This is a genomic window from Polynucleobacter sp. 31A-FELB (assembly GCF_018882405.1).
GTDB lineage: Bacteria > Pseudomonadota > Gammaproteobacteria > Burkholderiales > Burkholderiaceae > Polynucleobacter.
Window position 1 is genome coordinate 1 of sequence record NZ_JACVOO010000017.1, and the last position, 20,281, is coordinate 20,281.

Here is a 20,281-nt window from a genome sequence, read left to right on the forward strand (position 1 = left end):
TTACATCGAAATGTTTTACAACCCGGTTAGACGCCATAGTTACAACAATGGGCTTTCTCCGGTAAGATTTGAACAGCAGTACCAAGCGAGGTTGGCAAGTGTCTAGGATATTGGTAGCGATTCAGGGAGTAGTAACAGTTTCAATCCTAGTAAGTAATAAACTTGAAACACCGCCCCATAAAGGCGGTGTTTTTTTATGTCTAATCTATAATTGGGCAAGTTACATATACCCAGGAACCTAAAAATGACCACAATTACTATCGATGATGTTGAATACGCTTTAGACAGTCTTTCTGAAGATGCTAAAAACCAGTTTGCAAGTCTGCAGTTCGTTGATCAAAAGTTGGCTCAGCTAAATGCTGAAGCAGCTGTATATCAAACTGCACGCATTGGTTATGCAAATGCACTTAATGCTGCCTTGCCAAAAAAATCAGAGGCAAAATCAAAGCATTAAAGGTTTAGTTGTCCGCTCCAGCTAGTCAAGTTAATGGCTGGATGCAAGCTTTTGATGTAGATTAAAAAGCGCATCCTCCAAATTGGAGGAGTAAGTCTTTATGTCCATGAGAGGCGATTGGATCATTTCCATTCGCAACTGTTCTCGATAAAGAGTCAGCCTTTCAGGACTTTGCGCTAGCTGTTTTGCTATTGCTAAATATTCTTCCGGGCTATTGGCAATAAGTTCTGGATGGCCAATTAAGGAGAGGTAGGCAAATGTTTGTCTACTAACCACTCTAGTTTGCGGCCAGGTAATAACAGGTACACCCATATAGAGCGCTTCACAACTCGTTGCCCCTCCTGAAAATGGAAATGGATCTAGAGCAATGTCTACATCCTGATATTCCGCCAACATCTGCATGTGAAATGATGGACCCCTCAGTTCAATTCTCGAAGTATCAATCCCCAATGTCTGGAATTGACCCAGTACGGATTGCCTAAAGACCTCATCGTTGAAGGTGCGCCACTTCAAAATCAGTTTGGAATGAGGAACTTCTTTCAGAATTTGTGCCCATAGTGCATATACCTGTGGGTTGTACTTCAGGGTGTTATTAAAGCTAGCAAATGTGATGTACCCATTGCGTATGCATGGGGGTGCTGTCGGTGCTGGTGCAGGAAAGGCTGGGTAATAACACCACCTTGTTTTTCCTGATGAAAGTACGGGCTCTATAAAGTCTTGCTGCGTATCTTGCTTTGCATCTTGGTATAAATGCCATTCATCTAATAAACAAGCATCCATATAAGAAAGGCCGGTAGTGGCGTAGTAGCCCAGCATACTAATCATCACTGGGGCAGGCCGATAGGCAAAAGCACTAAGCCGTGAACCACCTGTGTGACCAGAAAGATCAATTAATACATCAATGTGGTCATTTGATATCTGCGCTGCTAGCTCGCTATCCGTAAGGCTGGAGACCTCAATAAAAGTGGAATGTGCAGCAATTTCTTGTGTGACCCAATCCTTATTGCTTCCACTGCTATAGCAAAAGACTTTTACGCGTTGTCGATTGTGTTGCCTAAGTACTTCTTTGATAAGGATGCCAACGGTATGCTGACAAAAATCGGATGACACATAGCCTATGCGCAATGGCTCTGTAGTGAGTCGATGAAATGAGGGTCTTGGCTTTTCTCCACCTGCCAATTGAATGGCGCAGTCTCCCCAGTGTTTGGCTAAAGCCAGTACAAATTCATTGTTCTCTTGATCTACATACTCTGACAGATACAGAACGTGACTCATTACCTTGAGATCATTGGGATTGCGCTGTATAAGCTCTTGGGCAATTGCTTGAAAGCGGTCAATTGAACCAAGTTGTAACTCGCAAAGCGCAAGACTTAAGAGGACATTCTTATTATCAGGGGATGGTAAAAGGGCTTGATCAAGACAGCGCTTAGCTTGGCTCGAAAATCCAAAACCCAGTAGTAAGCTAGCAATCTGAGTGAGCACATGTTCATCTTGGATGTATGTGTTGGCTATTTTTTGGCATGACTGCAAAAACTCATCATTTTTGCCAAGCCTGGCAAACTCATGCGCTGCACTCAGCGAACCCTGGAAAGACTCAGATTGCATCGGAAGAAAAGAGGGTCGCCATCATGAGGAAAGTGTAACCTAGGAAATCAGGTCATTCTGAGGAAGTAGGCTATTTAGGTATTGATGAATCTTTCATTAAAAATCATCAAGGATGATTAAGATTATGGTGTGCAACCATATTGAATAATCTTCAATTAGTTAGGTAAAGTGCTAAAGGGGTTAGACTTGTACTTACAAACATTGTTGTCTAATCTAAAAAAACTGGGCACGATAAAAGGGAAAGCTAAATGCAGGCTCAAGATCAGGTAAGCGTCGAGTTTTCTTCTGCGCCCCCGCCAATTACTCAGTTGAAATATTTTTATCAAGATGCCGGTTGGAATGCTAGCGATGAATTCATTGCGCAAACTATTCCATTTAAGCCTCACCCAATTTTGGAAACTGTGTGGGTATGTTTGGCGGTTGGCGGAACTCCAGTTGGGATGGCAAGGGTGTATCTTCCACCCCCAGTTGCCTCAAATCCACCAGCATTTATAGGGGATGTAGTAATTAGCCAATCAAGTCGGGGTAAGGGCTTGGGCAGTCTACTTTTAGGGAAAATCGAAGAATATTGCAAAAAAAGAGGGATATTGCTGCTTGCAATTGAGTCTGGCGCTCAATCCCATGCATTTTGGGCTCACCATGGCTTTTCTTTAAAGCCCCCAATTCCACAGGTGTTATTTAAGAATATTGGCTAATAGGCACTATCTTCGCCCTGTGAATTTAGAGATAATTGGTTATAGCTTCAAAATTCAGGGAAAGCCCTAAAACAATACAAGGATGAATGTATATGCAAATTTCTTCAACCGGCGGTATATCAACTTTTGTTCGCCCTACTGCTGCCGACTATGGATCAGTAGTGCAGCAGATTTATGTAGCCTACTTTGGCAGGCCTGCGGATACTAATGGCTTAGCTTCATTCTCAGCTGTGTTTGCAGCCTTAGGTGCCCCAACCACACTTAAGGGGCTAATGACTGCTTATGAGAATGGTTTTCCGACCATTCGAACGCTGATAGATGGTTTTGGCACATCACCTGAATCTAATGCACTGTACCCGAGTGGCGATACGCTTGGTTTTGTGAATAGTGTTTATAGAAGTGTACTTGGTCGTACTGCAGATTTTGATGGCCTACTTTATTGGTCTCGGCAAATAGATTCGGGCCTATTAACAAGAGGAGCCCTAGCGCTTGCCGTCGCTAGCGCCGCAGAAAACAATGTATTAAGTCCCGACTCATCAATTTTTATGAATAAAGTGGATGCGGCAATTCGCTTTACCGAGAATATCGACACAATCAATGAGTTCACAGCTTATGATGGTGCAGCTGCCTCACAATTAGCACGAGAAATGTTGGCAAGAATTACGCTAGAGCCGGCAAATGACACTGTTATTAACAATGCACTTACAGCTGTTGTGAATTTAGCATTCCCTCCAGCACCAGAGCCAGCGCCTGCTGAGGATCCCTATATGGATAGCTACTCAATGTCTTACTTTCTGAGTGAGTCTATTCCACCAGCGTCACCGGATTTGTTCATTCCATAATTAGCTGTAATATCCATTTGGATTAAATGCCACATTCAAGAACAAGATTTAACTTGAATGTGGTTTTTTATTTGGTATCACATATCCCCAATACTATTTATCGATGAATTCAATTGTTCAATACCTGATTTACTCGCTAAAAGAAGAGGAGATCTATCAAAGCAATCGTATTCAGCATAAAGAGAGCTATATTCTCAGGCTCATTACCTTGGCTTATCTAACAGATAAAACAATGCGTGTATCCGACCTTTTGCAGAATAAAGATCTGGGCTCTGGGCCAACAATTCAGTCCTATATTACTCAGCTAGTACTTAAACAGTTTGTGATCAGGAAAGCCAGCGAAGACGATAAGCGAGTTCAGTTCTTAATCCCCACAGATAATGCAATTAACTTATTTAGGGAATTGAGTGCTCGCTTAAATGGTCAGAAAATGGCTGATTAGACCTTTCTTGGCTAGCAGGGGTCTAATGAGAGATAGGTGTAGTTCATGCATTAATCTGTACCCCAAGCCACTACAGATAGTTTAATTGAACCCATACCCTTATCTTTAAGCTTATCAAGATGCTCTGGGCCAAGCTACTTAAACACTTAAATACTTCAGTCAACGATTCTCTTATCATTCAAAATGAGTTACTGAAGGCGCAGATTCATGAATTGAGGCGACAATTGCCTAATAAGAAACGCTTAGTCTTTTCTCAATTCTGTAAGCAACAAATGGCTCGCTTAGGCAAGCAACTCTCCCCAGAAGGTCTGCGTGACAGCTGTCTTATTGTGAGGCCTAGCACAGTACTACGTTGGTATAGGGGATTGATTGCAGAAAAATTTGATGGATCAAAAAACCGAACTTATCCGGGGCGTCCCCGCATCAAACCTGAAAATGAAAATCTCATATTAGAAATTGCTTCCAAAAACCCCAATTGGGGAGCTAAACGAATTGAAGGTGCACTTGCACACGTTGGAATCGATATTAGCCATCAAACCATTCTCAATGTACTAGAAAGAAATGGTTTCCACCCATCACCAGATAGGAGTGGTTCTAACTCATGGGCAAGATTCATAGAGGTAAATCGTAGTGCAATAGTGGCAACCGACTTCTTATCCTGGGAGGTGCTTACCTTAAGAGGGCTAACAAGCTACTTTATTCTATTTTTCATTAGGCTGGACACTCGGCAAGTAGAGATTGCTGGTATAAGCAATCACCCCAATGAACAATGGATGACCCAAATTGCAAGAAATATCACTATGACTGACATCCCCTTTTATAGCGGAATGAAGTACTTAATTCATGATCGAGATACAAAATACTGCACCTCGTTTTGTCGAACATTACGGTATGCAGGAATAAAGCCAATAAAACTTCCTATCCTTAGCCCCAACCCTAATGCATATGCAGAACGGTGGATACGCTCGATCAAATCAGAATGCCTTAATCACTTTATTTTTCTCAGCAAGAGATCCCTAGAGCGTGCCGTAACGCAATATGTTGAGCATTACAACCTTGAAAGAACACATCAAGGAATTGGTAATGTTGTCCTTAATGCGTCGGCCACCCCTGAAAATATTGATTCGTCGTTAATGCACCGCCAAAGACTTGGTGGACTGCTCAGTTATTACTATCGCAGTGATAAGTAGATTCTGAAAAGTAATCCTGCATATAAAGATTTGAATATTTTGACAGTACGGGAATTAATATGCAAAAACGTACCAAGAAACGCAACAAACTGACCAAAAATGCTGAATTAGCTGAATTGGCCTACCAATTACACCAGGGCGCCGCACGATTACGACGCACTTTAATGGAAATCAATATCCCAGCAGCCTACCGCGAGAAGCTAGGTCGCAGGGTTTTTGACTGGGTTAACCAGGCCCAACTCCTTGGTGCTGAACTGATCCCACCAAAAGAAGAGGCGTTTTTAACCTTAGAAACCACTGAGGCTGAGTGTGAAAGGCTGGGATTGTTCTGATTTTGAGAAAAATTTCTACGGCATTTCTACATCGACCAGACTTCTATAGCCTGTTCTTTGCAAAAAAATTGCCGAACTTGATCTTTCCAAGAGACTCATTAGCACCCACCCCCGGTACTTCGAAAAGGGGTGCTAGTGATGCAAAAAAGGCACCCCAATGGAGTGCCCATAAAAAAACACCGCCTTTATGGGGCGGTGTTTCAAGTTTATTACTTACTAGGATTAAAACTGTTGCTACTCCCCACCGGTGAATTGGTGGGGTGATTCTTAAGGCTATTAGGCAAGGATACCGAAGTTTCCAGAAGCTGCGAGAGCTCCTTGAGCTGCAGTAACTGTACCAACAATAATCAATCCAGCAGTAAAGTCACCATCAGCATCATAGTAAAGGGCGCCTGTATCGGAGGCTACAGCAAACATCGCACCCGCAGCAGTTCCGTTACCAGCAGTAAAGTCTAATGCCCCAATCTGGGCTGCAGTAGCAAGAACAACGCTATTTGCAGCACTTCCAGCTACGTCAGCAACAATCAACGCGGCAGCAGCAGCATTGGTTAGGACGGTCACTGTTGAGCCAACTGCGCCAGTCATGTTTGTATAGACTGCCTGCGAGAGCCCGAGCACGTCTGTCTGGGATGCGGTGAAGTCAGAAATAACTTTTCTGTTTGCATTCAATACTTGATTCATTACGAACGTATCAGCACCTGCGCCACCGGTAAGATAATCTAGACCAGTTGTACCATTAATTACGTTTGCATTCGCATTTCCAACGATGAAGTCAGCACCATCAGAACCAGTAACATTATTAATGTTTAACAATGTATCAGTCGTTGTAGCAAAAAGGTTGCTTTGCGTAGCGAAGATGTACTGCGCTGTACCAGCAGCAAGACTTGTTGAAGCACCTGACAAGCCGATTGTGCCACCCATTGTTCCGTTAATTGTTGCTGCCGTAATGGCTGTTGCACTCAAGTTAACGGCCATACCAGCAGTTGTACCTGTGCCAACACCCTCTACAGCGGCTGTGATATTTACTGAAACAAAAGTATTAGTTCCAGTGCCACCATCAATGGTGTCAGCTCCTGTGCCACCTTGAAGAGTGTCGTTACCAGCACCACCAATGATCGTATCAACTGTAGCGCCACCAGACAATGTGTCATTACCAGAGCCACCAGTAATTGCTACAGTAGCGGAGTTAGCAACAGTAGTTACTGAGGCAAATGTAACGCCAAGAGCAACCGCATCAGCAGCAGCACCAACAATGCCAGATGCATTGAAAGTTGCTACCTTTGTATTTCCAGCGTTGTTTGTGTATGCCAAACCAGCATTACCAGATACGTTAATTACAGTTGCGCTTGTAGCAATCAACTCAAGAGTATCTTGCTGTGCAGTTGTGTTTGTATCAGTCGTCGTAATGTTGATTGATTCAACACCAGCAGCTGTCAATGTGTTAGCATTAATAGCGGCAGCGCTAGACAAAGTTACGTTTAATACGTCACTTGCACCAGCTGCGTTGAGCAACACATAAGAAGAAGCGAAACCTGTGGTAGCCAAATATGTTAAGGAAGTACCACCAGCAACACCTGTAAAGCTCATTGCACCAGCTAAATCACCAACTTGAAGCGCTGTGAAGCCAGTAGCTGTATGCGCACCTTGAGCTGCATCAGTAGCTCCGGCAGCAACGCGCAATGTGGTGAAGTTGGTGATGTTGCCGTTAATTGCCAAGTTTGATGAGTTAGTGTTTGCAACGATTGTGTTAACACCCAAACCACCATCCAAAGTGCCGCCAGTACCTAAGTTTTCGTTAGAGATAGTAACAACGTCATTACCAGCACCCATAGCGATTGCTGTTGTTGTCTGACCAATACTGATTGTATCGGCGCCAACACCACCTACGAACTGCTGTGCATTTCCAAGAACTTGAGTCAATGTTGTGCCAACAGTATTTGTAGAAGTAATCACAGCAGCTGCAGCCAATGTGTTGGCAGTGATTGTTACACCAGCAGTACCAGCTACGTTAACAGCAGTTGCGCTTGCATCTGTCAAGTTAGCCAATGTAGAAGCTGTTGTGTTACCAGTGATGTTAATTGTTGTGATGTCTGTATCAATACCAAAAGCGCCAGCAACTGTCGCACCAGTCAAGTTAACAGCCAATGCAGTGTTTGCTGCAGTTGTCAAAGCACCCAAAGTTCCTGCATCAACAGAAGCTATTGCTCCAGTCAGGTTCAATGTTGTCAAAGCACCAGAATTCACTGTAGCTGCTGCGGCGTTGTTAAAAGTAACGGCAGTAATTGTTCCGGCCGCTGTAGCAGAAACACGGTTAGCATCAAGAACAGTTGCTGCGCCAGCTGTTTTTCCAACTACAGTTGCTGCTGCTGCAACGGTTGCTTCTTGATTAACAGTTACTGCTGTAGTTGTTGCAGTACCAGTAACGGTTACTGCAGACTGAACTACTGTTGTATTAACAGCATTTCCAGTTACGCTATTAACAGTAACTGTTGTTCCACCAGTAATTCCAATTGCGCCTGTTGTAGTTCCACCTGTGCTATTAGTAACATTCAATGTAACCGCGCCTGTTGGAGCTGTAGTGTTACCAATAGTAGTTGTTCCAGTTGTTACACCAGTATTTGTAATCGTGAGGTTAGTACCGCCTTGGTAGGCAACGTTATTTGCAGCTTGAGCTGTATTTGTAGCTGTCAATGCTTGAGCTGCACCAGCTGTCAAGGCTGTAATAGTACCCGCGTTCAACACAGTTACATTAGTTACACCAGTAAAAGGTGCACCCGCTGTACTCAATGTACCAATGTTATTTGCCGCAGTAATTTGGAGGTTACCGATGTTAGAAAGCGATGCTCCTAATGGTGTAATTGCAGCAGTTGCAAGGTCAGCATTATCTTGGTCAAGCAAGCTCAACGTGTTATCAGTTGGGTTAGTTGCTTTACCAGTTAATGTATCTAACGGAGTAAATGTGTTTGTGCCAGCAGCACCATTTACCAAGCCAACGAATGTATTAGCAGTAGCTGTATCTACACCAGTTGTGAGTGTATAAGTCGTTGTTGGAGCAGATGTTCCAGAAGCGATTGCAGTTGCTTCTTTAGCAAGGATCAAAGTTTGATCAGCTGTACCTGTGTTAGCAGCAGCTGCAGTAATGATTGCATTACCTGTCAAAGCCAATGCTTGAGCAACAGTGTAGCTACCTGTGTTGATCAATGCGTTGTATTGAGCAGTCCAGTAAGCCAAGCCGCCTGCATCAGCAGTACGGTTTAATACGTTGGTGTACATCAAGCCGATTGCAGCTGATGTTGTTTGACCACCGTAAGTAGCTACGAATTCTGGGGAATTAGAAAAACCCATTGTGATTGCATTCAAAGCAGCTTGTGTGCCACCGTTGTTTGCAAGTGTGTCGCACCAGTAACCGAAACCAGCTGGTTCAGGATTACGGCCGAGGATAGCGATATAAAGATTAGCGATCTGAGTTTGGATCGTAGTGTTGACTGGAACAGCTGCCATTGAAATTCTCCTAGTAATTAATAAAGGCAAATTGGTCGTAAAAACCAATATTGACGATGAATGATATCTAACATAGACTGTACTCGTATGTGATATAAATCACTTTTAAGACAAATGAGTACTTTGAATCCCAATACCTGTGAAAAAAAACAACAAATCCACACTTTTAGGGGGCCTAGGGCCTCTGTATTGGTCATTTGAAGTGATTATTCTACCCCAAATTACCCTGTTTACTAGATTGGTTACTAGATTTGCGTTCGGCATTCTCCGACTCAAGCCCCAAATGTCTGCAAGCCTCCTGCGAACGCCCTATCAAGCTTTTTTAAGCACCCTAAAGCCCGTTAACCAGGCTACCAAGCCAGAAACACCCAAATGTGATGTATTTCTCACTTTTACTGGGCTTCATTTAATGGTGCAGCGCAAATACTTTAGAAATTCTGCACTTATTGACTCTATATATAGTCAAGATTGCCATCTTGGGCAATTGAGCCCAGCAAGGAGGGTCTAAATATGGCCGTTTCAGTTGATCTGATTAAGCAATTCCCCTTCTTTCAGGGTCTGGCAGACGTGGATCTGCAAAGTATTGCCCAAAATACCCAATTAGGAGCTGCTAAGCAGGGGCAAGAGATTTTGGCGAGGGGCTCACTAGTGAGCTTTTTGACCTTTGTAGTGTCTGGCCGCATTCAATCGACAGAAATCGCGGACGATGGCCGAGTTATTGGCATCACTATTCTGGTACCTGGTGACATTATTGGTTGCCTCACCTTGGCTGATGGCCAGCCGGTGACTAATTCTCTACGTACGCTAGAGGACTCACAAATGCTACTCGTGCCTATGGCGCTTGCCAAGAACTTGTTGGCGACCCAACCATTAATTGCACAACGGGTGATGCATTTACTAGCGCAGTCAGTGCGTCACTCTTTAAAAGAGCGCTCGATGCTCAGTCTACCGAATGCGTTTCATCGCATCTTTGTGCAACTCAATCTCTTGGTCAACAATAACTCAGCGCAAAGACAGCTTCATCATGTGCCACGTCAACAAGATATCGCCGCTATGGTGAACACCAGCCGTGAAACAGTGTCACGCGCCCTGCAGTTACTTATTAAAAATGGCGTGCTCACTAAGACGGGACATCAATTGCATATTCAGCAAAGTGATGCTTTGAAAAAATTAGCGGCCGATGGATTAGATGCACTACCCAATCAAAAGGTGGAATAAGGTCTTTTGATTTTTAGTTAAGCTTTTGTGAATTATTTGCTTAATATTTAATTAATCTTCGCTTGGTCTTTGCTTAATCTTTGCAACACAAAACCTAAAAATTGCCCCTGAGTATTTGCGGGTACCTGCAAACGAAATTCAACATCTTGAGTGGTGTGGCTAATCTCAAAATCAATTCTCGCAATTTCTCCTGCTGGGAGATTTCCAGAAGTTGATTGTTGGAATTCGCTGTGATTCGATGCCTGCGTTAAAGCAACACTCTTGGCAGCAATCAATTGCTTGCCGTATTGCGCACTCACATCAATGAGTGCATTGGCTGGTAATACTGAAGTGAGAGCGCCTTGTGCGATTAAGCGATATTGACCAGCCAGTAATGGAATGTAAGGGCCATAAGCCAATATCCCCGCTTGCCCATTTGGCTTTAAGGCCGCACCATCACGACTACCAACTAGCGTAAAGAAATCATCCGCTGGAAATGTTCTGCTCGGGCGCTCAGAAGCAGATCGTGGCACACCCGCAGCAATGGCATCTGCATTTGTCGGATTAGCTGCAGTAAAGCCAAAAGGCACTTCTAGAGGAAATAAGTAATCCCACAAAATATCGGGATTATCAAAGTAAAAAATACTGTGCATCGGGCACTCAATTGTGTTACTTGCTTGCGCTGGCAAACTACCCCATAAGCGAGTACCTAGCTCGTGCTTAGTAGCCAAAAGAAAGTTGTACTGGCGTGGTGTTTTTTTCTCACTATCTCGATAGATAAAGTCGATGCCATTATTACCCCACATCATGTAGCCACTGCGTGGACGCCAAGGATTTATTTGAGCAAAGAAATAGTCAAAGTTGGAAGCAAAACGAGTAGGTCTTGCATTCCAGTAAGTAGCCACACCATCTTGCAAGTTCAACTGCTTCTTTGCTTGATCTACACAAGCGACTGCCAATTCAGTTTGGGAGCCTACTGCTAGGCCAATCATATCCTTGCCCCCATGGTCTTTCATGTGCGGCCCGATTCGTTCACGCCCCAATTGCCATACCAACATGGCAGATAACAATGCAATAAAGACGAGTAAATACATTACCTTTCGATAGGTTTGACTTCTACTGAATAGTTGCCAAACTCGTAAATACAGCAGACTTAAACAGAGTAAAGAAATCAAACCAGGAAACGCTAAGTACCGAATGCTGCCGACCTCCTGAAAGAAAATCGGTGTAGTCACTACAACACTCAATGAAGGCAAGAGCGCATCGGATTGCAGCCAAGCAAACAAATCAGCCTTGGTTTTAGGCCACTTGCCTGCAAGTAAAAATGGATATACCAGCACTAAGACAATCAGCACTACGATAAAACCATAGTTCTCCGGAGAGGAGATAAACCACTCCCAGCAAGATAAGGCTGCCGCAATAAATTTATCGAATGAGAAAAAACTATTGAGTAGTGATTGGCGCGGGATAAAAAAACTCGCCAAGGTTCCCAACACCAAGCCCATGAATACAGCAAGGACATCCGCAAAAGGACGGCAACGCTGAGGAAAGCGCCAGATCAACTGCGCAACAATCCAAGTCAGAAGCAAAGGTGCGCATAAAGAATCAGAAACCGCCTGAGCAAAGCTCAAGAAAAATAGAAGACTCAAAATTGCAGGTGAATAGCCTGCACTTCTCCAGCGGGCACTCAACTGAAAAATACCCAATACAACCAGCGCCATCAAAAAGTGTGCGCCAGAGGCAAAGATTTGCCAATACAAATTGGCCATAGCGACTGGGAAGAAAATGGCGATGTTCACCAGCGCCAAACCACCCAAGAGCCCTACCTGCAAATAGGAGATTGCTTGCAAGCCTTTGGCCGAACGCAGCACGATGGTACAGATCCAGACCAATATGCCTAAGTTAATAACGGCAATGACTTTAAACGTGTAAACATTTGACCAGCCGATCGCCATCATGAGCCAGGCAATCAGCGCATCTGGAAAGAGGTAAGGGGCCCGAGGTAAGTTCCAGTGGGCAATAGACTGGCCTATGAGGATGTCACGCGCAAAATCGAGCATCACTAAGCTATCCGCATTGGAAGCCATGCGAAATACCAGCGGAAAGCAATAAAAAAACAGGCTGACTAAACCATACAAAAATACGCCCAACACAATCCATTCCAAGAGTTGGCGACCAAAAGAATGGCGTAATGGAAATGTAGGCATAGGAATCAGCAATTTCTGCGGGGCAAGGAAGTGGGTATTTTACGTCAGCCATTTTGCCTAGCGACATTGCCTGAACTAGATCACCTGAGCCAACTGGGCCAGCAAGCCTATGAGAAAATCTACGAGATGCGCAATCCCCTTCCGTACCGTCCAGATATTGATGGCCTCAGAGCGATTGCGGTTATCTCGGTTATTGCCTATCACCTCCAGAGCACTTTCTTGCCTGGTGGCTTTATCGGGGTAGATATCTTTTTTGTTATTTCTGGATTTGTGGTCAGCGCAGCACTCAGCAAAGCAAATGCTAGCTCTTTCTTGGGCTTTATTGCGCAGTTCTATGCACGACGTCTTGCGCGGATTGTGCCGACCCTAGTACTGGTCTTAAGTGTGAGTGCACTCCTTGCCAGTTTGTTTATTCCCCGCGCCTGGTTAAGCAGTCTGAGTGAAGAAACCGCACTCTATGCCTTTTGGGGGGTGAGTAATTGGCGCCTGCAAACCAATACGGATGTGTACTTTTCACCGCGCGCAGAATTTAATCCCTACACACAAACCTGGTCCTTGGGAGTCGAAGAGCAGTTTTACCTGATTGCTCCTATGCTGTTTTTTCTCTGGGCATACGCCAAGCAATTTCAGCGCCCATCATTGGTACGATTCACAACGATAGCGCTATCCATCTTCGCTCTGGGATCTTTGGTTTTTTGTGCCTGGGCTAGCACGCACTACCCTGCAGTGGCTTTTTATTCTATCGGCGCGCGTTTTTGGGAATTGGCTTTAGGCGCACTACTCTTTTTTATCAGTGCACATACTTCACCCGTACTTGCTGGCAACACAAAATTGATTGGATCGATTGGCCTGATTGGCATCGGGCAAAAAGTATTACCTTGGCTAGGACTCGGGCTCATTACTGCAGCAGCCCTGTTTGCTATGCCCACTGCCTTTCCTTGGCCGTGGGCCTTAGCCCCCACGATTGGCGCGCTATGCATTATTGGGGGTGTTGGAGCTCCACAAGATCACCCCTTGCGAGCATTTTTATCTCGCCCATTTTGGGTCTGGATTGGAAAGCGGTCTTACTCACTGTATTTATGGCACTGGCCAGTATTTGTTTTATTGCGTTGGACCAGCGGATTAGAGACGCCAATTCAATACGGATGCGCACTCGCAATCACTATCCTCTTGTCGATGCTCTCTTATCGCTATGTTGAGCAGATCTTTAGGCACAACCCATGGATTGAAAAACATTCCAATCGTTTCATCATCGTGCTTTTTTTAGCCATGCCCTTAAGCGGAATGCTGCTAAGCCAATATCTTTTTACCCATTTGCAACAGTTCAGTTGGAGTACGGTTTCTCGTGCGCCAAATGATTGGTACGGCTCCAATCTATCGATGTATGTCAATAATGATCAACGTCCCTGTCAGGTAGAGCAGGCTTTTATCCCCTTCGCAGGCGGAATGCAGAGAGTCTTGACGCCAAGCCAATGCCAAATACCGCCTCATCAAGCTACCATCTATGTATTGGGTGACTCTCATGCTGGCGCCATCATTCCGATGCTCGAGCAAATCAGCGCACAAACTGGCACCATCGTTAAGGTCTTTTCCTTTCAAGGCACAGTAGCCACTCCATACGCTTGTAGTTATCTAGACCTACAAGCACCCATGGAAGTGGGCCGTGCCCCGGGATGCCTGGAATTTAATACTGCTACGCGTGATCTGATTGCGAGCCAAGCGAAGCCGGGAGACTTGGTTCTACTCTCTAGCCTGCGCATGATGCGCTATGGAGATCAATGGGCTAGCTTTCAGATTAGCGATATGCAAGACCGCATGAACTCAGATCAAGCACAAGCCCTGAGAAAGGACGCTGCTGCAGAGATAGACCTATGGATAAAGCCTTTCTTGGCCCAGCAAATGAAAGTGATTTTTGTAGCACCTACACCTATTTTTAGAGCACCAACCTTCCGCTGTGCCGATTGGTTTAATGCGCATAACCCCATTTGCGTTGGCAATAATCAACAGCCTAGAGCTGATCTTGAAAAACTACGTGCGCCGATATTGTCTGCGATGCATCAGCAGGCGCAAAAACACGCCAATGTATTGATTTGGGATACGCTGCCCATTCTTTGCAAGGAAGAAAGTTGCAGCGCCCTCTCAGAAGGAAAACCATTGTTTTTTGATGGCGATCACTTTAGTAACTATGGAAACTGGGTCTTGTATCCCCACTTCAAAGACTGGCTCGCAGCGCAAGCACTGATCAACAGCAGCGCACAAAAGTAAAGATTACTTGGGATTGGTTGGGATTACTTGGGGCTACTTGGCAGCTTTTTTAAGAGCCATGCTGGTGGCTGCGCACCAATTTGCTTAAATCCTCGTAAGAGGTGTTCCGAGAACCCAACACTGCGCTCATAGTGGCGCTCGAATTCAAATAGCACTCGATAGCGCTCGGGGTGTTTTTCATAGAGCAGCGCATCTTTTTCAAAAAAGTGAGCACGTGCCTCATGGGACTCTCGTTCAATATCTCGTCTTTGCGCTGGATGAAACACCGCCACATCTTGGGCATAAGGCACTAAACCCAAGTCGAGCATACGCCAGCCAAAATCCGTATCTTCACGGAAGTGAGGACGATCAAAGCGCAGATCAAAGCCACCTAAGTATTGGAAGACTGCGGAGCGTACCATCAGGTTTGCCGTCATAAAACCAATGCCTTCGCTACCCACATTGCTGACTGGGCGCCAATCGGGATCATTCATATGATCAGAAGAAATCAATCCCTCTAAACCCACCACCTGAGCATCGACAAAATAAGGGCGTGCATTTAAAAGCCAAGTTGGGCTAGGCAAGCAATCATCATCAATGAATGCCAATAGATCCCCTTGCGCTAGTAATGCCCCAGTATTGCGTGCTCTGACTGCTCCCTTAATGGGTGTATGGAAATACGTCAATGGAAAACCAAATTCTTGTTGTGAACCATTCCAAGGCGATGCACTTTGATCAATCACGATTACCTCAAAGTCACGCTCTATCTGCGCCTGCAAATGCTCAATTAATACCTCTAGCTGATGATGGCGCTCATAACTCGGAATAATGACTGAAAACTTGGGAAGCGACTGACCTGCAATCTTTGCACGCATCGTCATGAGTTGACCTAGCTGAGCAGAGATATGCTCCCAGGCGTAACCCTCTTCCACACAAGCACGCGCTTCACTTGAAGCCTTGGCTCGATAAAGCGGATCAGAAAGTTCCTTCAAGGCATTTTCAAAAGCAGTAACTGTTGGATCAACAATATGCATCGCTAGGCGATAGCTCGTTTCAATTCCGCGCGCGCCTACTTCAGTAGTGACCACCGGCAAGCTTGAGGCCATAAAGTCAAACATCTTGATATTGGTACCCGAACCCGAGAACATAGGATTGAGCGCAACATCGCTAGCACCTAACCAATTGTCTTTTTGATCTTCAGATAAAGCCCCAGTAAGAACAACATTGCTCAAGGTGCTTGATAGCTGAGTACTCACGCCACCCGCAATGACAAATTGCACCTGCGGCATCGCTGGCGCAAGATCATGCAAGATAAATAATGCCGCCTCCGCATTGGGTCCATATTGACTACCCACAAAGATTGCTAAAAATGCTTGCGGATCAATTCCCAAAGCTTGGCGACAAGTTTCCTTGCTCAATTGACGGGACGGTGCGTAAGCCATCACTCCATTCGGAATGACCCGCATCTTTGCTGGGGCAAAACCATATACCCTAAAGAAGCGTTGCAAGTCCTCGTGGGAGCAGGTCAAAATCCAATTGGCACGCTGACCCAAGGCCAACTCATCTGCGCAAACTTGCAAAACCAATGATTTACAAATATCACTCTTCAAACCAAGTAACTGGGTACGCAAATAGCCTTCGACATTTTGCGCATCGTAGATCACCACTTGATCTGCCCGAATCTGATCTTTAACCAATGGGTAGACCCAGGGATGAGAAAAGACTAATACCTGAGCTTGAGGAATTGATTGGCGAACAGCCTCAAGATACTCAGGGGATAGATGGGCCTGCTGACTAAATGCCAAATCAATCACCACAGTTCCGCCCACTTGCTTGGCCAGTGCTTTTGCAGCTTGGTGATGCTCAGCAGAGAGGGGGATATTGATTTCAGTTAAAGAATTGCTCAGCGCATGCTCACGAAAGGATTCACCAGGCCAATCATAGGAACCAATATAGCGACACTCGATTTGCTCACCCAAGCCATGGTAAAGACCCAATAGACGCTGCCTACCTCCTCCAATCGGAGGATCAATTGGCTGCATATCCATTACTAAAACAGCATTTTTCTGCGTGCTTTGATCCGCGAGTGTGATGGGAAAATCCAAGCCCGCGCTAGCTAAAGTCAAAGCAACTGCGGGCCATGACAGATTGGCTAATTCTTGATGTGCCAGTTGTCCCATCGCATCCATTTGCTCTGGATGTTCATAAGCCCAGGCAAGTGCATCTGCTACAGCCTCGACCGTTGGCTCTACCACTAAACCCGTACGCAAGTTCTCCACAATATGTGCAGGCTCTCCCGAGTCGACGCAAGTAATCACGGGTCTTGCACTCGCAAAGGCTTCTAGCGTGATGTAGCCATAGTCTTCACGCAAAGGTAGAAATGGTACCGCCAGTGCATGCGCGTAGTATTCCACCAGCTCTGCATCACTAATGCGCCCCAAAAACTCAATGCGCGGATCACCAGCAGCCAATTTTTGTAGATCTACTTGAGCCTCACCGACTCCCGCTATGACTAAGCGAATGGGCAAGGGACAACGTTGAACTGCCCTAATGAGTAAATCTAAACGCTTCCATGGATGCAAGCGGCCCGCGATGAAAAAATACGGATTGGATTGCTTCCGAGCTCGAGCTAAATCCTCACCCTCAACAACCTTAAAAGGATTAGCAAGCAAAGGTGGATGGATCACATCACACTCTAAGCCACGCCAGCGATATAAGCGTCTTTGCACTTCACAGCCGATCGCAAAGCGGTGAGGAATCTTCTTCAAAGCCTCAAAATCGAGCTGATGTACTAGAGCCCGATCAGAGAACTGATTAATTCCAGGATGCTCAAAGGCCGCATCAAACATATCATCAAAAACGCGTACGGTATGCACTAAATACAAAACGTGATGCGGGTGCTCGATAGCATAGCTAGGTACTTTTGTTGAAATGACCAAATCAAATGCACTTAAATCCAAAGCTTTGGCGCGCGCATAGTTTTCAACAATGTCAGCTGTCGTAGCCTCATTAGCATCAATGATGATGAGCTCTACAGTAGCGCCTAATGCTTCAAAGCCTGTCTGCAAGCCCGCATAAAAACGTTCGGCCCCACCCTCTTGCCCAGCACCAGCAGCAATGATGGCAACTTTCAAACTCTGTAATCGGGCAGTCAGTTCTTGGATGCGAATAGGATCGCTAGAAGCGGGAAAAATTAAAGCCATATTTACTTTAACTCTTGCTCAATACGACGCAATACCTCTTGTGGACTTAAATAAGCCGATTCAGTCTGTGTCAATTTTTTGGGATCTACCGTGATCTGCCGCTCTTTTTTCTTGAGCACCATAGATGGGTGGATTGAGCGTTGATACAAAATTCTTTTTTTAAAGAAACCTTGTTGAATTCGTAGCACATTCCCTTTTAAGAATGACTTCAAACCAGGAAATGGTTGCAATAATTTGAGCAAGGTCTGACGCGCAACTTCATTGGTCAAGGTGTAATGAACAATTTGATGGGGGACTTTATCAATCGTAAAGCGAATACGGGCGATCAAGCGCCCAAACTGATTAGGCATCATGTTTAATCCGCACCTGACTCTCTAGGTAGCTAGATCCCACAAAGACTGGCTCGTCATCATTGATGACTGTGAAAAAGAAAACACGATCAAGCCAAAGATAATTTTTAGCAATATGCGTATCGTCTGCATGCAATGCAATGGATACGGAGTAATTTCCAGGCCCAATATTTAAATCAAAATCAAACGAGAAGGTGTAACGGTCATTAGCAGGCAATTGATGTAATTGCTGCTGATGATGAAAGGTATTTGTGCCGTAAATAGTTTGGCCAAAACGGTCTTTAATCATAAAACCGGCTACCAAACTACTAATAGGCTCTTTGCACTCGATTGAAACTTCAATAGTGATGGGTTGACCTACTTTGGCTACCTCAATTGGCAAGCCCTCTTGGTCTAGTATGTTTGCCCCTAGTAGAGCAACTTCGCCACTGCCTGACTGAGTTTGAATCTTGCCATCTTCACCCAAGTGCTGAGTGATCACTTGGTCTTCCTGTTGTGCCAGCATGGCATTGTAGTAATCCATGACTGACTCTGAGTCACCCTCAATCTCAATACGACCGGCATTCAACAAAATAGCGCGGTCACACAGGCTCGTAATCACCCCTTTGTCATGTGAGACGAATAACAAGGAAGTACCCTGCTGTTGAAATTGCTTGATACGTTCATAGCTACGATGTTGAAACTCTGTGTCTCCCACTGACAGGGCCTCATCAACGATTAATACATCAGGCCGAATGGCAGTCGCAATACTGAAAGCTAAGCGCACTTGCATGCCGCTGGAATAAATACGCACCGGCTGATCAATGTATTCACCGATCCCTGCAAACTCTTCGATTTGGGGCATTAATTGTGCAATTTGTTCGCTACTAAACCCAAGTAATTGACCCGACATCCACACATTTTGACGTCCAGTAAAGTCGGGATGAAAACCCATCCCCAGCTCCAATAAAGCCGCAATACGCCCGGTAATAGCAACGGTGCCGGTTGTCGGCTGCGTGGTTCCAGAAAGCATCTTCAACACAGTACTCTTGCCCGCACCATTGACACCAATGATGCCTAAGGCCTGACCTGGGGCTAAGGAAAATGAAATATCCTGTAAGACCCAATGTAAATGATGTCGGACTCCTAAGAAAGGCAAAGTCCATTCAAGAAGGCGAGCCCACTTATGGGGATACTGTTTATAGGCTTTACCCAGGCCTTGAACTTGGATGACCGCACTCATAATTCATCCACCATCTCAGCGGCATGCTTATTAAAGAGCCGCGTAGCGATGACAATCAAGATGCCACACAAAATAACCGGAGCCAAGAGCGCTCCCCAATTGGGTGCTTCATGCGCCAGAAATATCGCATGATAAGACTCAAATATATGACTCAGGGGGTTAAGCGCAAGATACTGCTGATACTGGGCTGGCACCATGGATTGGGCATACAAAATGGGTGTGAGCCAAAAACCAAACTGCAATGCAATATTAGTAAGTGGTGCGACATCTCTAAAAAAAACATTCAAGATGGCCAAAATCAAACATAAACTGGCGGCGAAACATATCTGGAGTAACAAAATTGGTAATACCCACAAAATGATCCAACCTGGGAACTGACCACTTAGCAATAAGAACAGCAGGAACAACCCAAAGATAATGCCAAAGTTAATCAAACTATTAGCAACTGCAATGACCAACAAAGCAATTTTAGGAAAATGAATTTTCTTGAGTAAATTGGCTTGGTCTAGAAATAGCGTTGGGCCACGCGACACAATATCTGTCAATAAGCCCCAAGGTAATAATCCGCTAATGAGAAAAATACTGTAGGCATAAGGGGTATCAGCGCCCGGAAGTCTTGCCTGCATCACCTGAGAAAAGATTAAGGTGTAGACCAACATCATGGCCAAGGGATTTAAGATCGTCCAACTCGCACCCAGAATAGAGTTTTGGTAGCGCAATTGAAACTCACGCTTGACCGAGCTCACAATAAAACCTCGGTATGCCCATAAACGACTAAATGAAGTGCTCAAATGAAT

15 protein-coding genes are annotated in these 20,281 nt (G+C 45.0%); 8 read left to right on the plus strand and 7 right to left on the minus strand.

What is annotated here, in order from left to right; genetic code table 11:
* The first annotated feature begins 244 nt into the window (after positions 1 to 244).
* The gene (locus ICN30_RS09595; RefSeq protein ID WP_216275198.1) at positions 245 to 454 is read left to right on the plus strand and encodes a DUF6447 family protein; all 210 of its coding nucleotides are present in this window, start codon (positions 245 to 247) and stop codon (positions 452 to 454) included.
* A 30-nt stretch (positions 455 to 484) separates the two neighbouring features.
* On the opposite strand, the gene ICN30_RS09600 is transcribed toward ICN30_RS09595, so the two are convergent.
* Positions 485 to 2,059, minus strand: coding sequence for a hypothetical protein (locus ICN30_RS09600; protein ID WP_216275200.1), 1,575 nt, complete (start codon positions 2,057 to 2,059; stop codon positions 485 to 487).
* A 248-nt stretch (positions 2,060 to 2,307) separates the two neighbouring features.
* On the opposite strand from ICN30_RS09600, the gene ICN30_RS09605 reads away from it, so the two are divergent.
* The 5 genes from ICN30_RS09605 to ICN30_RS09625 all read left to right on the plus strand — a co-directional run bounded on the left by ICN30_RS09605 (position 2,308) and on the right by ICN30_RS09625 (position 5,560).
* Positions 2,308 to 2,754, plus strand: coding sequence for a GNAT family N-acetyltransferase (locus ICN30_RS09605; protein WP_216275202.1), 447 nt, complete (start codon positions 2,308 to 2,310; stop codon positions 2,752 to 2,754).
* A 92-nt stretch (positions 2,755 to 2,846) separates the two neighbouring features.
* Complete coding sequence (locus ICN30_RS09610; protein WP_216275204.1) at positions 2,847 to 3,596, plus strand: DUF4214 domain-containing protein; 750 nt, start codon at positions 2,847 to 2,849, stop codon at positions 3,594 to 3,596.
* A 103-nt stretch (positions 3,597 to 3,699) separates the two neighbouring features.
* Entirely contained in the window at positions 3,700 to 4,038 is a 339-nt protein-coding gene (locus ICN30_RS09615) for a hypothetical protein (protein ID WP_216275206.1), read from the plus strand.
* A gap of 119 nt (positions 4,039 to 4,157) precedes the next feature.
* Entirely contained in the window at positions 4,158 to 5,228 is a 1,071-nt protein-coding gene (locus ICN30_RS09620; RefSeq protein WP_216275208.1) for an integrase core domain-containing protein, read from the plus strand.
* Between the two features lie 59 nt (positions 5,229 to 5,287).
* The gene (locus ICN30_RS09625; protein WP_216275210.1) at positions 5,288 to 5,560 is read left to right on the plus strand and encodes a hypothetical protein; all 273 of its coding nucleotides are present in this window, start codon (positions 5,288 to 5,290) and stop codon (positions 5,558 to 5,560) included.
* A 276-nt stretch (positions 5,561 to 5,836) separates the two neighbouring features.
* On the opposite strand, the gene ICN30_RS09630 is transcribed toward ICN30_RS09625, so the two are convergent.
* Positions 5,837 to 9,061: a DUF4214 domain-containing protein gene (locus ICN30_RS09630; protein WP_216275212.1), complete on the minus strand. Its 3,225-nt coding sequence runs from the start codon at positions 9,059 to 9,061 to the stop codon at positions 5,837 to 5,839.
* A 510-nt stretch (positions 9,062 to 9,571) separates the two neighbouring features.
* On the opposite strand from ICN30_RS09630, the gene ICN30_RS09635 reads away from it, so the two are divergent.
* Complete coding sequence (locus ICN30_RS09635) at positions 9,572 to 10,279, plus strand: Crp/Fnr family transcriptional regulator (protein ID WP_216275214.1); 708 nt, start codon at positions 9,572 to 9,574, stop codon at positions 10,277 to 10,279.
* A gap of 47 nt (positions 10,280 to 10,326) precedes the next feature.
* On the opposite strand, the gene ICN30_RS09640 is transcribed toward ICN30_RS09635, so the two are convergent.
* Complete coding sequence (locus ICN30_RS09640; protein ID WP_216275216.1) at positions 10,327 to 12,465, minus strand: hypothetical protein; 2,139 nt, start codon at positions 12,463 to 12,465, stop codon at positions 10,327 to 10,329.
* A 30-nt stretch (positions 12,466 to 12,495) separates the two neighbouring features.
* Here ICN30_RS09640 and ICN30_RS09645 point away from each other — a divergent pair, with 30 nt between their 5' ends.
* Positions 12,496 to 14,730, plus strand: coding sequence for an acyltransferase family protein (locus ICN30_RS09645; RefSeq protein ID WP_216275218.1), 2,235 nt, complete (start codon positions 12,496 to 12,498; stop codon positions 14,728 to 14,730).
* Between the two features lie 23 nt (positions 14,731 to 14,753).
* On the opposite strand, the gene ICN30_RS09650 is transcribed toward ICN30_RS09645, so the two are convergent.
* The 4 genes from ICN30_RS09650 to ICN30_RS09665 are packed head-to-tail and all read right to left on the minus strand — an operon-like array spanning position 14,754 to position 20,275.
* The gene (locus tag ICN30_RS09650) at positions 14,754 to 17,912 is read right to left on the minus strand and encodes a glycosyltransferase (protein ID WP_216275220.1); all 3,159 of its coding nucleotides are present in this window, start codon (positions 17,910 to 17,912) and stop codon (positions 14,754 to 14,756) included.
* Positions 17,913 to 17,914: 2 nt separating this feature from the next.
* Positions 17,915 to 18,265, minus strand: a complete 351-nt coding sequence (locus ICN30_RS09655) for a hypothetical protein (RefSeq protein ID WP_216275222.1) — start codon at positions 18,263 to 18,265, stop codon at positions 17,915 to 17,917.
* Positions 18,255 to 19,484 carry an ABC transporter ATP-binding protein gene (locus tag ICN30_RS09660; RefSeq protein WP_216275223.1) on the minus strand — a complete coding sequence of 410 codons (1,230 nt, stop codon included), beginning with the start codon at positions 19,482 to 19,484 and terminating at the stop codon, positions 18,255 to 18,257. Before ICN30_RS09660 ends, ICN30_RS09655 begins: the two co-directional genes overlap by 11 nt.
* On the minus strand, positions 19,481 to 20,275 hold the full coding sequence (locus tag ICN30_RS09665) for an ABC transporter permease (protein ID WP_216275226.1): 795 nt from the start codon (positions 20,273 to 20,275) through the stop codon (positions 19,481 to 19,483). Before ICN30_RS09665 ends, ICN30_RS09660 begins: the two co-directional genes overlap by 4 nt.
* Between the last annotated feature and the right edge of the window lie 6 nt (positions 20,276 to 20,281).

Excerpts from the sequence above, each read along its gene's own strand:
- ICN30_RS09630 (WP_216275212.1), bottom strand. The coding sequence starts at position 9,061 with ATGGCAGCTGTTCCAGTCAACACTACGATCCAAACTCAGATCGCTAAT.
- ICN30_RS09660 (WP_216275223.1), bottom strand. The coding sequence starts at position 19,484 with ATGAGTGCGGTCATCCAAGTTCAAGGCCTGGGTAAAGCCTATAAACAG.
- ICN30_RS09650 (WP_216275220.1), bottom strand. The coding sequence starts at position 17,912 with ATGGCTTTAATTTTTCCCGCTTCTAGCGATCCTATTCGCATCCAAGAA.
- ICN30_RS09620 (WP_216275208.1), top strand. The coding sequence starts at position 4,158 with ATGCTCTGGGCCAAGCTACTTAAACACTTAAATACTTCAGTCAACGAT.
- ICN30_RS09610 (WP_216275204.1), top strand. The coding sequence starts at position 2,847 with ATGCAAATTTCTTCAACCGGCGGTATATCAACTTTTGTTCGCCCTACT.
- ICN30_RS09605 (WP_216275202.1), top strand. The coding sequence starts at position 2,308 with ATGCAGGCTCAAGATCAGGTAAGCGTCGAGTTTTCTTCTGCGCCCCCG.
- ICN30_RS09600 (WP_216275200.1), bottom strand. The coding sequence starts at position 2,059 with ATGCAATCTGAGTCTTTCCAGGGTTCGCTGAGTGCAGCGCATGAGTTT.
- ICN30_RS09615 (WP_216275206.1), top strand. The coding sequence starts at position 3,700 with ATGAATTCAATTGTTCAATACCTGATTTACTCGCTAAAAGAAGAGGAG.
- ICN30_RS09655 (WP_216275222.1), bottom strand. The coding sequence starts at position 18,265 with ATGATGCCTAATCAGTTTGGGCGCTTGATCGCCCGTATTCGCTTTACG.
- ICN30_RS09635 (WP_216275214.1), top strand. The coding sequence starts at position 9,572 with ATGGCCGTTTCAGTTGATCTGATTAAGCAATTCCCCTTCTTTCAGGGT.
- ICN30_RS09595 (WP_216275198.1), top strand. The coding sequence starts at position 245 with ATGACCACAATTACTATCGATGATGTTGAATACGCTTTAGACAGTCTT.
- ICN30_RS09640 (WP_216275216.1), bottom strand. The coding sequence starts at position 12,465 with ATGCCTACATTTCCATTACGCCATTCTTTTGGTCGCCAACTCTTGGAA.
- ICN30_RS09625 (WP_216275210.1), top strand. The coding sequence starts at position 5,288 with ATGCAAAAACGTACCAAGAAACGCAACAAACTGACCAAAAATGCTGAA.